Here is a 14,819-nt window from a genome sequence, read left to right as displayed (position 1 = left end):
GGGGTGGATAGGGTGTTCGAGAAAATCAGCCAATTCCTTGTTCCAATTGCAGGGAGGTTAAACAATAACCGCTATTTGCAAGTGCTGCGAGACGCGTTTATGCTGGCCTTCCCGCTGACGATATTCGGGTCCATTTTTGTGGTCTTGACGAACCTGCCGTTTTTAAACAAAATCATGAATGCCTCAATGCTTACATCGTTTCAGTCTCAATTCGGCATTGCCTCCACGGCGACTATGGGCATTATGTCTGTCTTTGTCGTATTCGGGATAGGCTATTACCTGTCAAAAAGCTATCAGGTCGAAGCCGTCTTCGGGGGCGCGATCGCTTTAGTTTCCTTTTTGCTTTTAACGCCATTCATCGTTCAGCCGGAAACAGGAGATGCCATGACAGGGGTTATCCCGGTCGACCGTCTCGGTGCAAAAGGGATGTTTCTGGGCATGATTACGGCTTTTCTTTCTGCCGAAATCTACAGAAGAATCGTTCAAAAAAACCTGACGATCAAAATGCCTGCCGGTGTTCCGCCTGCAGTAGCAAAATCATTCGCCGCACTTATTCCAGCCTTTATTACCTTGACCGTGTTTTTGCTGATTAACGTTCTGGTGACTCAGCTTTTTAAAACAAATATGCACGACGTCATTTATCACGCGATTCAGGCTCCGCTTGTCGGACTTGGAAGCGGTATCGTTCCGACGTTGATTGCTGTGTTTTTCATTCAAATCCTTTGGTTTTTCGGCCTGCACGGACAGATCATTATTAATTCTGTGATGGACCCGATTTGGAATACACTGCAGGTAGAAAACCTTTCTGCTTACACGGCGGGAAAAGAAATCCCTCATATTATTTCAAAACCGTTTATGGAGATTTATACAGTAGGGATGGGCGGAACCGGGATGACGCTTGCGATCGTCTTTACCATACTCATATTCATGAAAAGCAGGCAGATGAAGCAAGTATCAAAACTCGGCCTGGCTCCCGGTATTTTTAATGTAAACGAACCGATTATATTCGGGCTTCCGATTGTTATGAATCCGATCATTATTGTGCCTTGGGTTTTGGCGCCGATGGTTGTTACGCTCGTCACCTATCTGGCCATGTCAGCCGGGCTCGTTCCGCCTCCGACTGGTGTTACGGTCCCGTGGACGGTTCCATTATTCATTAATGGCATCATGGCAACGAACTCGATCATGGGGGGCGTGATGCAGCTTGTCAATCTGCTGATTGTCTTCGTGATTTGGTTTCCGTTCCTAAAAGCAATGGATAAATTACATCTTGCAAAAGAAAAAGAACAGGCTGTACAGGAAACAGCTGCCCAGCAAAATGATAACAGCATCAAAATGTGACATAAGGGGAGAGAGACTTGGCGCAAACAAAACAATATCGTTTTCCATATGATTTTTGGTGGGGCTCATCCGCTTCAGCAACACAAACAGAGGGTGCCGCCGATAGAGACGGAAAAGGGCAGAATATATGGGATTATTGGTTTGAAAAAGAACCACATCGTTTTTTTAACCGTGTCGGACCTGCAACGACATCTCAATTTTACGATCATTATAAAGAAGATATCAGGCTGATGAAGGAGCTTGGCCACAACTCGTTCCGGATGTCAATTTCCTGGTCGCGTTTAATACCGGACGGAACAGGCGAAATCAACGCCGAAGCTGCAGATTTCTATGCGGGAGTCATCGATGAGCTGATCGCTAACGGAATAGAGCCTTTTGTCAATTTGTTTCATTTCGATATGCCGATGGAACTTCAAAAAAATGGCGGCTGGGCAAACAGAGAAACCGTTGACGCCTATGAAAACTATGCGAAGTCAAGCTTCCGTTTGTTTGGCGACCGGGTGAAAAAATGGTTCACGCATAATGAACCAATCGTTCCTGTAGAAGGCGGATACTTATATGATTTTCATTATCCAAACAAGGTCGATTTTAAAGAGGCTGTCCAGGTCGGGTTTCATACGATGCTATCAAGTGCCCGTGCCATTCAGGCTTACAGGGAAATGAAGCAGGACGGAAAAATTGGGATTATCTTAAATTTGACCCCTTCATACCCTAGAAGCAGCCATCCGGCCGACGTCAAAGCGGGGGAAATAGCGGACGCATTTTTTAACAGATCCTTTTTAGACCCTTCTGTCAAAGGGGAATTCCCAAAAGGCCTGGTTGAGATTTTGAAGAGCGAAGGCTTTGTGCCCGACTATAAGATAGAAGATCTTGAGGTTATCAAACACAATACGATTGATCTGTTGGGCGTGAATTATTACCAGCCGAGACGGGTAAAAGCAAAAGAACATCTTCCGAATCCCGATGCGCCTTTCTTGCCTGACAGGTATTTTGATCCTTACGTCATGCCGGGGCGCAAAATGAATCCTCATCGCGGATGGGAGATTTACGAAAAAGGCGTTTATGATATTTTGATCAATTTAAAAGAAAACTACGGAAACATTGAGTGCTTTATATCGGAAAACGGCATGGGAGTCGAAGGTGAGGAACGCTTCAGAGACGAACAAGGCATCATTCAAGATGATTACCGGATCGAGTTTATAAAAGAGCACCTCAAATGGATTCACCGTGCCATACAGGAAGGATCAAACGTAAAAGGCTATCACTTATGGACGTTCATGGACAACTGGTCTTGGACAAATGCCTATAAAAACAGATATGGATTTGTATCAGTCAATCTCGAGAAAGACGGAGAAAGGACCGTCAAAAAGAGCGGAAAATGGTTCAAAAAGATTGCTGAGCAAAACGGTTTCTAGATTTACAGATCTTCCGGCAATCATCATGATGATGAGAGTTCACAGCAAAGCCGCAACATTGATGAAACAGGGAAAAGAACTTATGATATCCGTAATAGCTTATGTGATATCAAACTCTAATAGCTGCCGGAGGATACCAATGAATAAATACGAAATCATCGCAAATGAAATGAGAAATAGAATCAAAAATAACGTCTATCCGATCGATCAGCCGATTCCCGATGAAGTATCTCTTGCAAAAGAGTTCAACTCAAGCCGCATGACGATGAAAAGAGCCTTGGATAATTTGGTTGCTGAAGGGCTTCTGTTCAGAAAACGAGGCCATGGCACGTTTATTATTCAATCAGCGATACAGGATGACCATGTCCATGTGGTCAGCAATGAAATCCTTGGATTGACCAACTTGCTGAAAGATAAGGAAATTAAAAGCAAGGTCATTCAGTTCGAAGTGCAATTTCCCACAGAGGAAGTGGCCGCTCATTTGTCCATTGATCAGAAAACCCCGGTTTATTATGTCGTACGGCTGCGGATAGTAGAGGGAGAGCCCTATGTATTGGAAAAAACATATATGCCGACTCATTTAATACCGGGCATTAATGATGATGTCCTTCATGATTCGGTCTACAACCACATCACAAACGGGCTGCAGCTGAAAATCGCCGGATCGCATCGGAAAATCAGGGCCTGTAAATCTGATCATATTGACCAGGAGCATCTGGGCTGTAAACAAGATGATCCAATTCTCGAAGTCGAACATGTGGGCTTCTTAGATAACGGCATTCCATTTGAGTATTCCTTTTCGCGTCATCGGCATGACAAGTTTGTCGTCACTTCGGTAAACATACGGCGCTGATCGCAAAGACAACAAGGAGGCCATCTGTATGCTTGGCGGTATTGAAGCAGGCGGCACAAAATTTGTTTGTGCCGTCGGCAAAGAAGATGGAACGATCATTGACCGAGTAGAGATTCCGACAACGATGCCGGATGAAACATTAGAGAAAGTGTTTCAATATTTTCGCCCATTCTCATTACAGGCCATCGGCATCGGCTCCTTTGGTCCCGTTGATACCAATAAAACCAGTGAAACATACGGAACCATTAGGGCCACGCCGAAAGACGGCTGGAGACACTACCCCTTTTTGCAAACCGTTAAGAATGAAATGAACATCCCAGTCGGTTTTAGTACGGATGTCAATGCTGCGGCGCTGGGTGAATTCCTTTTTGGTGAAGCTAGGGGTCTCAACAGCTGCCTGTATATAACGATTGGCACTGGCATTGGGGCGGGCGCAATTGTAGAGGGCCGGCTCCTTCAGGGGCTGTCACACCCAGAGATGGGCCATATTTATATCCGGAGGCACCCGGATGATGTATACCAAGGGATTTGCCCGTATCATAAGGATTGCTTTGAAGGCTTGGCATCCGGTCCCGCCATTGAAGCGCGCTGGGGGAAAAAAGCTGCTGATTTATCAGATATACCCCAAGTCTGGGAACTGGAAGGATACTATATTGCCCAAGCGCTGGTTCAATATATTTTGATCCTTGCGCCTGAAAAAATCATTCTTGGCGGCGGGGTCATGAACCAGCAGCAAATGTTTCCTTATATTTATGAATATGTGCCGAAAATCATGAACGGATACTTTTATTTTTCTGAATTATCTGAAAGTGTAAGCGGATATATTGCACCTCCATATTTGGGCAGTAACGCCGGGATCATCGGCACGTTTGTTTTAGCGGCTCAGGCCTTACAGGAAGCATTTTCAGCCGGGGAGGTGCAATCATGAAGCACCCTTTATTTTTGGAGCCTGTCTTTAAAGAAAGATTATGGGGAGGAACAAAGCTTCGTGACGTTTTCGGCTACGCGATCCCCTCGGAAAAAACAGGTGAGTGCTGGGCCGTTTCTGCACATGCCAATGGCTCATCGGCTGTTAAAAACGGCCCGCTGGCAGGAAAGACACTTGACCAAGTGTGGCAGGATCATCCGGAGATTTTCGGTTTTTCAGATGGAAAGGTGTTTCCGCTGCTTGTAAAGCTGCTGGACGCCAATATGGATCTTTCCGTGCAAGTCCATCCTGACGATGATTATGCAATAATGCATGAAAACGGTGATCTTGGGAAAACGGAGTGCTGGTATATTATTGATTGCAAAGATGACGCCGAACTGATTTTGGGCCACCACGCAAGTACAAAGGAAGAGTTTAAACGGAGAATGGAAAGCGGCGATTGGAACGGACTGTTGAGGCGCCTCAAAATAAAGCCGGGAGATTTCTTTTATGTCCCAAGCGGTACGCTCCACGCTTTATGTGAGGGAACACTTGTCCTTGAAATTCAGCAAAACTCTGATACAACGTATCGCGTTTACGATTATGACCGCTGCGATGATAAAGGCCAAAAAAGAACGCTTCATATAGAAAAAGCCATGGAAGTCATAACGATACCGCATACCGATACAATCCATACACCGGCAGTCGAAGAAGTCGGTAATGCCCAAATCACCGTTTATGTACAAACGGATGATTTCTCCGTATACAAATGGAGGATTAAAGGCCGAGCTGTTTTTCCTTCTTATCAAGCTTATTTGCTGGGGAGTGTCCTGAAGGGATCAGGACGAATTGTCATGAATGATATTCAGTACGAGTGTAATACAGGCGCACACTTTATTTTGCCAGCGCATTTTGGCGAGTTTTCAATAGAAGGAACATGTGAAATGATAATATCTCATCCTTAATGAATGGAGGAGTTGCAATTGTTTAAGAAACATACGATCTGTCTGCTCATGATCGTTTTACTTGCGTCTGCTGTTCTGGCAAGACCAATTGAAGCGCATACTGTGTATCCTGTGAACCCTCATGCACAGCAGACCACAAAAGCAGTGATGAATTGGCTTGCTCATCTGCCTAATCGAACAGAAAACAGAGTCCTTTCCGGAGCGTTTGGGGGCTATAGCCATGACACATTTTCTATGGCTGAGGCTGATAGAATCCGAAGTGCAGCAGGACAATCACCTGCTATTTATGGCTGTGATTATGCAAGAGGATGGCTTGAAACAGCAACGATTGAAGATTCGATTGATGTCAGCTGTAACAGCGAGCTGCTATCATATTGGAAAAGCGGAGGAATCCCGCAAATCAGTTTGCATCTGGCGAATCCTGCTTTTCAGTCAGGGCATTTTAAAACACCGATTACAAACGATCAGTACAAAAACATATTAGATTCTTCAACAGCGGAAGGGAAGCGGCTGAATGTCATGCTCAGCAAAATTGCTGACGGACTTCAAGAACTGGAGAATGAAGGCGTGCCTGTTCTGTTCAGGCCGCTGCATGAAATGAACGGTGAATGGTTTTGGTGGGGACTTACATCATATAATCAAAAGGATCAAGAAAGAGTTTCCCTCTATAAACAGCTCTATAAAAAAATCTATCATTATATGACCGAGACAAGAGGTCTTGATCATTTGTTTTGGGTTTACTCTCCCGACGCCAACCGGGATTTTAAAACCGATTTCTACCCGGGTGCGTCTTATGTAGATATTGTCGGGTTAGATGCATATTTCCAAGATGCCTATTCGATTAACGGATACGACCAGCTAATAGCGCTTAATAAACCATTTGCCTTTACTGAAGTCGGCCCGCAAATTGCAAACGGCAGCTTTGATTACAGCTTGTTGATCAATGCAATAAAACAAAAATATCCTAAAACCATTTACTTTCTGGCTTGGAATGATGAGTGGAGCCCGAGTGTAAACAAGGGCGCTTCAGCTTTATATAACGACAGCTGGACACTTAATAAGGGAGAGATATGGAGCGATGATTCTTTAACGCCTATTGTTGAATGAATAGGAAGTGCACATTAAGAAGGTGCTCATGAATTTCATGGGCATCTTCATACCCCGATCAGGCAATCATATCGCTACTCGTTTATGTTTAATGGTATGTGTACGATGCGATAAAGTATACATTGAAAAAACGTGAGAGAATAAAATAAAAAAATATACAAAAGTTGTTGACCTAATAAAATACACATGGTATATTATTAAACGTCGCTGATGAACAGCACACAACAACACGAAAAACAAAAAAGTTTTTCAAAGGTGTTTACAAGTTTTCGAAAACGTGTATAATAAGAGAAGTCGAATTGAGAAAAGGTTCGATTGTCGAAAAAAACGTTTTAAAAAACTTCTTGACTTCAACATCGATTGATAGTATGATAGTTAAGTCGCTTGATAAGCGCCCGTAGCTCAATTGGATAGAGCGTTTGACTACGGATCAAAAGGTTAGGGGTTCGACTCCTCTCGGGCGCGCCATTATAAAATACCACGCGGGTGTAGTTTAGTGGTAAAACCTCAGCCTTCCAAGCTGATGTCGTGAGTTCGATTCTCATCACCCGCTCCATTATTGAATGATCTTTGAAAACTAAACAAGACAAAACGTACCTGTTAATTCATTTTTATAAATCGCACAGCGATGTGCGTAGTCAGGGGCCTGCATGATGCAGGTCATGCAGATGTTGTCACAGAATGTGACGAACTTAATCTGCGCTCCATTACTTTATGGAGAGTTTGATCCTGGCTCAGGACGAACGCTGGCGGCGTGCCTAATACATGCAAGTCGAGCGGACAGATGGGAGCTTGCTCCCTGATGTTAGCGGCGGACGGGTGAGTAACACGTGGGTAACCTGCCTGTAAGACTGGGATAACTCCGGGAAACCGGGGCTAATACCGGATGCTTGTTTGAACCGCATGGTTCAAACATAAAAGGTGGCTTCGGCTACCACTTACAGATGGACCCGCGGCGCATTAGCTAGTTGGTGAGGTAATGGCTCACCAAGGCAACGATGCGTAGCCGACCTGAGAGGGTGATCGGCCACACTGGGACTGAGACACGGCCCAGACTCCTACGGGAGGCAGCAGTAGGGAATCTTCCGCAATGGACGAAAGTCTGACGGAGCAACGCCGCGTGAGTGATGAAGGTTTTCGGATCGTAAAGCTCTGTTGTTAGGGAAGAACAAGTGCCGTTCAAATAGGGCGGCACCTTGACGGTACCTAACCAGAAAGCCACGGCTAACTACGTGCCAGCAGCCGCGGTAATACGTAGGTGGCAAGCGTTGTCCGGAATTATTGGGCGTAAAGGGCTCGCAGGCGGTTTCTTAAGTCTGATGTGAAAGCCCCCGGCTCAACCGGGGAGGGTCATTGGAAACTGGGGAACTTGAGTGCAGAAGAGGAGAGTGGAATTCCACGTGTAGCGGTGAAATGCGTAGAGATGTGGAGGAACACCAGTGGCGAAGGCGACTCTCTGGTCTGTAACTGACGCTGAGGAGCGAAAGCGTGGGGAGCGAACAGGATTAGATACCCTGGTAGTCCACGCCGTAAACGATGAGTGCTAAGTGTTAGGGGGTTTCCGCCCCTTAGTGCTGCAGCTAACGCATTAAGCACTCCGCCTGGGGAGTACGGTCGCAAGACTGAAACTCAAAGGAATTGACGGGGGCCCGCACAAGCGGTGGAGCATGTGGTTTAATTCGAAGCAACGCGAAGAACCTTACCAGGTCTTGACATCCTCTGACAATCCTAGAGATAGGACGTCCCCTTCGGGGGCAGAGTGACAGGTGGTGCATGGTTGTCGTCAGCTCGTGTCGTGAGATGTTGGGTTAAGTCCCGCAACGAGCGCAACCCTTGATCTTAGTTGCCAGCATTCAGTTGGGCACTCTAAGGTGACTGCCGGTGACAAACCGGAGGAAGGTGGGGATGACGTCAAATCATCATGCCCCTTATGACCTGGGCTACACACGTGCTACAATGGACAGAACAAAGGGCAGCGAAACCGCGAGGTTAAGCCAATCCCACAAATCTGTTCTCAGTTCGGATCGCAGTCTGCAACTCGACTGCGTGAAGCTGGAATCGCTAGTAATCGCGGATCAGCATGCCGCGGTGAATACGTTCCCGGGCCTTGTACACACCGCCCGTCACACCACGAGAGTTTGTAACACCCGAAGTCGGTGAGGTAACCTTTTAGGAGCCAGCCGCCGAAGGTGGGACAGATGATTGGGGTGAAGTCGTAACAAGGTAGCCGTATCGGAAGGTGCGGCTGGATCACCTCCTTTCTAAGGATATATTACGGAATATAAGACCTTGGGTCTTATAAACAGAACGTTCCCTGTCTTGTTTAGTTTTGAAGGATCATTCCTTCAGACATAGGAGCACCTGCTAAATGCGCCACATCGTGTGGCAACGCATGTGTTAGCATGTCCTATGCGTTGTTCTTTGAAAACTAGATAACAGTAGACATCACATTCAATTAGTAAGACAAGATATCACATAGTGATTCTTTTTAACGGTTAAGTTAGAAAGGGCGCACGGTGGATGCCTTGGCACTAGGAGCCGATGAAGGACGGGACGAACACCGATATGCTTCGGGGAGCTGTAAGCAAGCTTTGATCCGGAGATTTCCGAATGGGGAAACCCACCACTCGTAATGGAGTGGTATCCATATCTGAATTCATAGGATATGAGAAGGCAGACCCGGGGAACTGAAACATCTAAGTACCCGGAGGAAGAGAAAGCAAATGCGATTCCCTGAGTAGCGGCGAGCGAAACGGGATTAGCCCAAACCAAGAGGCTTGCCTCTTGGGGTTGTAGGACACTCTGTACGGAGTTACAAAGGAACGAGGTAGATGAAGAGGTCTGGAAAGGCCCGCCATAGGAGGTAACAGCCCTGTAGTCAAAACTTCGTTCTCTCCTGAGTGGATCCTGAGTACGGCGGAACACGTGAAATTCCGTCGGAATCCGGGAGGACCATCTCCCAAGGCTAAATACTCCCTAGTGACCGATAGTGAACCAGTACCGTGAGGGAAAGGTGAAAAGCACCCCGGAAGGGGAGTGAAAGAGATCCTGAAACCGTGTGCCTACAAGTAGTCAGAGCCCGTTAACGGGTGATGGCGTGCCTTTTGTAGAATGAACCGGCGAGTTACGATCCCGTGCAAGGTTAAGCAGAAGATGCGGAGCCGCAGCGAAAGCGAGTCTGAATAGGGCGCATGAGTACGTGGTCGTAGACCCGAAACCAGGTGATCTACCCATGTCCAGGGTGAAGTTCAGGTAACACTGAATGGAGGCCCGAACCCACGCACGTTGAAAAGTGCGGGGATGAGGTGTGGGTAGGGGTGAAATGCCAATCGAACCTGGAGATAGCTGGTTCTCTCCGAAATAGCTTTAGGGCTAGCCTCAAGGTAAGAGTCTTGGAGGTAGAGCACTGATTGGACTAGGGGCCCCTACCGGGTTACCGAATTCAGTCAAACTCCGAATGCCAATGACTTATCCTTGGGAGTCAGACTGCGAGTGATAAGATCCGTAGTCGAAAGGGAAACAGCCCAGACCGCCAGCTAAGGTCCCAAAGTATACGTTAAGTGGAAAAGGATGTGGAGTTGCTTAGACAACCAGGATGTTGGCTTAGAAGCAGCCACCATTTAAAGAGTGCGTAATAGCTCACTGGTCGAGTGACTCTGCGCCGAAAATGTACCGGGGCTAAACGTATCACCGAAGCTGCGGACTGTTCTTCGAACAGTGGTAGGAGAGCGTTCTAAGGGCTGTGAAGCCAGACCGGAAGGACTGGTGGAGCGCTTAGAAGTGAGAATGCCGGTATGAGTAGCGAAAGAGGGGTGAGAATCCCCTCCACCGAATGCCTAAGGTTTCCTGAGGAAGGCTCGTCCGCTCAGGGTTAGTCGGGACCTAAGCCGAGGCCGAAAGGCGTAGGCGATGGACAACAGGTTGATATTCCTGTACCACCTCCTCACCATTTGAGCAATGGGGGGACGCAGGAGGATAGGGTAAGCGCGGTATTGGATATCCGCGTCCAAGCAGTTAGGCTGGGAAATAGGCAAATCCGTTTCCCATAAGGCTGAGCTGTGATGGCGAGCGAAATATAGTAGCGAAGTTCCTGATTCCACACTGCCAAGAAAAGCCTCTAGCGAGGTGAGAGGTGCCCGTACCGCAAACCGACACAGGTAGGCGAGGAGAGAATCCTAAGGTGATCGAGAGAACTCTCGTTAAGGAACTCGGCAAAATGACCCCGTAACTTCGGGAGAAGGGGTGCTCTGTTAGGGTGCAAGCCCGAGAGAGCCGCAGTTAATAGGCCCAGGCGACTGTTTAGCAAAAACACAGGTCTCTGCGAAGCCGTAAGGCGAAGTATAGGGGCTGACGCCTGCCCGGTGCTGGAAGGTTAAGAGGAGCGCTTAGCGTAAGCGAAGGTGCGAATTGAAGCCCCAGTAAACGGCGGCCGTAACTATAACGGTCCTAAGGTAGCGAAATTCCTTGTCGGGTAAGTTCCGACCCGCACGAAAGGCGCAACGATCTGGGCACTGTCTCAACGAGAGACTCGGTGAAATTATAGTACCTGTGAAGATGCAGGTTACCCGCGACAGGACGGAAAGACCCCGTGGAGCTTTACTGCAGCCTGATATTGAATGTTGGTACAGCTTGTACAGGATAGGTAGGAGCCTTGGAAACCGGAGCGCCAGCTTCGGTGGAGGCATCGGTGGGATACTACCCTGGCTGTATTGACCTTCTAACCCGCCGCCCTTATCGGGCGGGGAGACAGTGTCAGGTGGGCAGTTTGACTGGGGCGGTCGCCTCCTAAAAGGTAACGGAGGCGCCCAAAGGTTCCCTCAGAATGGTTGGAAATCATTCGCAGAGTGTAAAGGCACAAGGGAGCTTGACTGCGAGACCTACAAGTCGAGCAGGGACGAAAGTCGGGCTTAGTGATCCGGTGGTTCCGCATGGAAGGGCCATCGCTCAACGGATAAAAGCTACCCCGGGGATAACAGGCTTATCTCCCCCAAGAGTCCACATCGACGGGGAGGTTTGGCACCTCGATGTCGGCTCATCGCATCCTGGGGCTGTAGTCGGTCCCAAGGGTTGGGCTGTTCGCCCATTAAAGCGGTACGCGAGCTGGGTTCAGAACGTCGTGAGACAGTTCGGTCCCTATCCGTCGCGGGCGCAGGAAATTTGAGAGGAGCTGTCCTTAGTACGAGAGGACCGGGATGGACGCACCGCTGGTGTACCAGTTGTTCTGCCAAGGGCATCGCTGGGTAGCTATGTGCGGACGGGATAAGTGCTGAAAGCATCTAAGCATGAAGCCCCCCTCAAGATGAGATTTCCCATTCCGCAAGGAAGTAAGATCCCTGAAAGATGATCAGGTTGATAGGTCTGAGGTGGAAGTGTGGCGACACATGGAGCTGACAGATACTAATCGATCGAGGACTTAACCACATTTTGATTGATGTCATATCTGTTATCTAGTTTTGAGAGAATATCTCTCTAAAAGGCGGAAAGAAACTCCGCTAAGGGCTCTCACATCCTGTGAGAAACGTCCAGTACCTTCATCCTGAAGGCATTTGTTTGGTGGCGATAGCGAAGAGGTCACACCCGTTCCCATGCCGAACACGGAAGTTAAGCTCTTCAGCGCCGATGGTAGTCGGGGGTTTCCCCCTGTGAGAGTAGGACGCCGCCAAGCTTGTATCATAAATTATTATCATCGCGGGGTGGAGCAGTTCGGTAGCTCGTCGGGCTCATAACCCGAAGGTCGCAGGTTCAAATCCTGCCCCCGCAACCAAAATATATGAATGAAATAAGGAATGCCCGAAGGGTGCAACTAAAATAATTCATTTTAATATGGTCCGGTAGTTCAGTTGGTTAGAATGCCTGCCTGTCACGCAGGAGGTCGCGGGTTCGAGTCCCGTCCGGACCGCCATTTTTTGTAAACGAAACGATCATGCTTTCGTTTTTTTTGTGTTTTCTTTTACGGTAGCTTCTGCTTGGTGTCATAGCCAAGCTTTCTTTTATATCGGCAACATCTTGGATATTACAGCAAAATTCGATACACTAAGAAGAGTACATATAGGCATAAGCAGGTTGAAAGGGGGTTTTGGTTCATGGATGAATTTGATTTAATACATAGCATTACTCCGCGGACCACTCACCACTCTTCCGTTGATGTAGGAATTGGTGATGATGCAGCGCTCTACACTGCGAAACATGGCGTTCAGGAAATTGTTTGTGTTGATACTATGGTAGAAGGCGTGCATTTCAAATTACACTATTCCTCACCTGAAGATATCGGGTATAAGGCATTAGCCGTTAATATAAGTGATATTGCCGCGATGGGAGGCATTCCTAAATTTTATTTGGTATCACTTGCGGTACCTTCAAAATGGACGGAATCTGAAATCAAGGCAATGTATGAAGGAATGAATGAACTGGCGAAACTATATCATATGGATCTGATTGGCGGCGATACAGTCTCTACCTCTGACAAATTAGTTGTTACAGTCACTGTAATCGGGGAAGTTGAAAAGGGACAGGCATGTTTGCGTAGCTTGGCAAGACCCAACGATGTTGTGTTTGTAACCGGTGAAATCGGTTCTTCTGCAGCGGGACTTTCTTTGTTGTCAGAAGAGACTGATCCCCAAAACGCAGTGATTGAAGCCAGTTACTTTATCAACAGGCATAAACGGCCTCAGCCGAGAGTAAACATCGGCAGATTATGCTCGAATGTTCAGCGTGCGGCTTTAAATGATATCAGTGACGGATTAGCTAGCGAATTACATGAGATTGCGGAAGCCAGCTGTGTTTCAATTGAAATTGATGAACGTATGCTTCCAGTCCATTCTGACTTGCCTAAGCTCCATCCTCACTGGAAAGAATGGGCTTTATTTGGCGGGGAGGATTTTGAGCTGACAGGAACGGTTTCAAAGGGGGAATGGGAATTGTTGAAGCAAGAGTGTGAAACACGTCAACTGCCCATTACAAAGATTGGTCATGTCATAGAAAAAACTGAATCCAATGTGATCCTAAAAACAGATAAAACATCAGTGATCTTAGAAAAAAAAGGATATAATCATTTTAAATAAGATGGGTGACTCGTGTGAAGCAATTAAAGTGGAGAACTGTAAATCCTGAAGAAACAAAAGCGATTGCCAAGCTGACGGCATCGTTTGCTAAACCGGGAGACGTCCTGACATTAGAGGGCGATTTAGGAGCCGGAAAAACAACTTTTACGAAAGGTTTTGCAAAAGGACTTAGAATTACACGTGTTGTAAACAGTCCGACTTTTACAATTATAAAAGAATATAACGATGGCACACTTCCTCTTTATCATATGGATGTGTATAGAATGGAAGATGAAAGTGAAGATTTGGGACTTGATGAATATTTTCACGGACAAGGTGTCTGTCTCGTTGAATGGGCTCATTTAATTGAAGAACAGCTGCCGCAGGAGCGACTGCAAATTGTCATCAAAAGAGCTGGTGATGAAGAGCGGGAAATAACCTTTACTGCTGTCGGGGATCGGTATGAAATGCTTTGTGAGGAGATAAGTAGACATGACAATATTAGCAATTGACACATCAAATTATACGTTGGGCATTGCGCTGCTTCGAGAAGACACCGTCATAGCAGAACACATGACATATTTGAAAAAGAACCACTCTGTCAGAGCAATGCCTGCTGTTCATTCATTACTGAATGATTGTGATATGACACCGCAGGATCTTTCTAAAATTGTTGTTGCAAAAGGCCCTGGTTCATACACAGGAGTCAGAATTGGTGTGACGCTCGCCAAAACCCTTGCCTGGTCTTTACACATACCGATTGCTGCTGTATCAAGCCTTGAGACGCTCGCGGCAAATGGACGGCATTTTGACGGTTTGATCAGCCCTATCTTTGATGCCAGACGTGGACAGGTGTATACAGGACTGTATGAATATAAAAACGGGCTTTTGGAGCAAGTGGTTCCAGATCAAAATGTGATGCTGGCCGAATGGCTGGAGATGCTAAAAGAAAAGGATCGCCCTGTTTTGTTTTTAGGTCATGATACTTCTATTCATAAGCAGATGATAGAGGATGTGCTTGGAACTAAAGCGGTCATTGGCGCTGCGGCTCAACAAAATCCGCGTCCTTCAGAATTGGCTTTTCTAGGTGCGGAAAAGGAAGCAGAGGACGTTCACCGGCTTGTCCCGGATTACTTGCGGCTGGCAGAAGCGGAAGCGAAATGGATTGAAAGTCAAAAGTAGGGTGATAGG

The 14,819-nt window shown here is 47.0% G+C and carries 9 protein-coding genes, 4 tRNA genes and 3 rRNA genes; all 16 read left to right on the top strand.

The window, feature by feature from the left end:
- Window positions 1–12: 12 nt before the first annotated feature.
- The 16 genes from celB (at window position 13) to tsaB (ending at window position 14,810) form a co-directional block, all read left to right on the top strand.
- Window positions 13–1,341 (top strand): PTS cellobiose transporter subunit IIC, encoded by a 1,329-nt coding sequence (celB, locus tag BV11031_RS15300; RefSeq protein ID WP_010331124.1) that lies wholly within the window; start codon window positions 13–15, stop codon window positions 1,339–1,341.
- A 17-nt stretch (window positions 1,342–1,358) separates the two neighbouring features.
- On the top strand, window positions 1,359–2,756 hold the full coding sequence (locus BV11031_RS15295) for a glycoside hydrolase family 1 protein (RefSeq protein WP_010331123.1): 1,398 nt from the start codon (window positions 1,359–1,361) through the stop codon (window positions 2,754–2,756).
- 139 nt (window positions 2,757–2,895) lie between these two features.
- On the top strand, window positions 2,896–3,609 hold the full coding sequence (gmuR, locus tag BV11031_RS15290; RefSeq protein WP_010331122.1) for a transcriptional regulator GmuR: 714 nt from the start codon (window positions 2,896–2,898) through the stop codon (window positions 3,607–3,609).
- Between the two features lie 28 nt (window positions 3,610–3,637).
- Window positions 3,638–4,537: an ROK family protein gene (locus tag BV11031_RS15285; RefSeq protein WP_010331121.1), complete on the top strand. Its 900-nt coding sequence runs from the start codon at window positions 3,638–3,640 to the stop codon at window positions 4,535–4,537.
- Window positions 4,534–5,481 (top strand): mannose-6-phosphate isomerase, class I, encoded by a 948-nt coding sequence (gene manA, locus BV11031_RS15280; RefSeq protein ID WP_010331120.1) that lies wholly within the window; start codon window positions 4,534–4,536, stop codon window positions 5,479–5,481. Before BV11031_RS15285 ends, manA begins: the two co-directional genes overlap by 4 nt.
- 18 nt (window positions 5,482–5,499) lie before the next feature.
- Window positions 5,500–6,588 (top strand): mannan endo-1,4-beta-mannosidase, encoded by a 1,089-nt coding sequence (locus BV11031_RS15275; RefSeq protein WP_129550787.1) that lies wholly within the window; start codon window positions 5,500–5,502, stop codon window positions 6,586–6,588.
- A gap of 391 nt (window positions 6,589–6,979) precedes the next feature.
- Window positions 6,980–7,056, top strand: a tRNA-Arg gene (locus BV11031_RS15270).
- A 14-nt stretch (window positions 7,057–7,070) separates the two neighbouring features.
- Window positions 7,071–7,144, top strand: a tRNA-Gly gene (locus BV11031_RS15265).
- Between the two features lie 155 nt (window positions 7,145–7,299).
- A 16S ribosomal RNA gene (locus tag BV11031_RS15260) occupies window positions 7,300–8,849 on the top strand.
- 232 nt (window positions 8,850–9,081) lie between these two features.
- Window positions 9,082–12,009: ribosomal RNA gene (locus BV11031_RS15255) — 23S ribosomal RNA — on the top strand.
- Window positions 12,010–12,137: 128 nt separating this feature from the next.
- Window positions 12,138–12,253: ribosomal RNA gene (gene rrf, locus BV11031_RS15250) — 5S ribosomal RNA — on the top strand.
- The 16S, 23S and 5S rRNA genes sit together here with 4 tRNA genes alongside, the layout of an rRNA operon.
- Before the next feature lie 22 nt (window positions 12,254–12,275).
- Window positions 12,276–12,352: transfer RNA gene (locus BV11031_RS15245), tRNA-Met, on the top strand.
- Between the two features lie 61 nt (window positions 12,353–12,413).
- A tRNA-Asp gene (locus BV11031_RS15240) sits at window positions 12,414–12,490 on the top strand.
- Between the two features lie 181 nt (window positions 12,491–12,671).
- Window positions 12,672–13,649 (top strand): thiamine-phosphate kinase, encoded by a 978-nt coding sequence (thiL, locus tag BV11031_RS15235; RefSeq protein WP_010327793.1) that lies wholly within the window; start codon window positions 12,672–12,674, stop codon window positions 13,647–13,649.
- A 14-nt stretch (window positions 13,650–13,663) separates the two neighbouring features.
- Window positions 13,664–14,140: a tRNA (adenosine(37)-N6)-threonylcarbamoyltransferase complex ATPase subunit type 1 TsaE gene (gene tsaE, locus BV11031_RS15230; protein ID WP_010327792.1), complete on the top strand. Its 477-nt coding sequence runs from the start codon at window positions 13,664–13,666 to the stop codon at window positions 14,138–14,140.
- Complete coding sequence (gene tsaB / locus BV11031_RS15225; RefSeq protein WP_010327791.1) at window positions 14,121–14,810, top strand: tRNA (adenosine(37)-N6)-threonylcarbamoyltransferase complex dimerization subunit type 1 TsaB; 690 nt, start codon at window positions 14,121–14,123, stop codon at window positions 14,808–14,810. The genes tsaE and tsaB overlap by 20 nt, the downstream gene beginning before the upstream one ends.
- Window positions 14,811–14,819 lie beyond the last annotated feature (9 nt).

The organism is Bacillus vallismortis, from assembly GCF_004116955.1.
GTDB classification, from domain to species: Bacteria; Bacillota; Bacilli; order Bacillales; family Bacillaceae; genus Bacillus; species Bacillus vallismortis.
This window is presented reverse-complemented; position numbering and strand designations above follow the sequence as displayed.

Coding starts and splice junctions, on each gene's coding strand:
- manA (WP_010331120.1), top strand. CDS start 4,534: ATGAAGCACCCTTTATTTTTGGAGCCTGTCTTTAAAGAAAGATTATGG.
- gmuR (WP_010331122.1), top strand. CDS start 2,896: ATGAATAAATACGAAATCATCGCAAATGAAATGAGAAATAGAATCAAA.
- BV11031_RS15285 (WP_010331121.1), top strand. CDS start 3,638: ATGCTTGGCGGTATTGAAGCAGGCGGCACAAAATTTGTTTGTGCCGTC.
- tsaB (WP_010327791.1), top strand. CDS start 14,121: ATGACAATATTAGCAATTGACACATCAAATTATACGTTGGGCATTGCG.
- thiL (WP_010327793.1), top strand. CDS start 12,672: ATGGATGAATTTGATTTAATACATAGCATTACTCCGCGGACCACTCAC.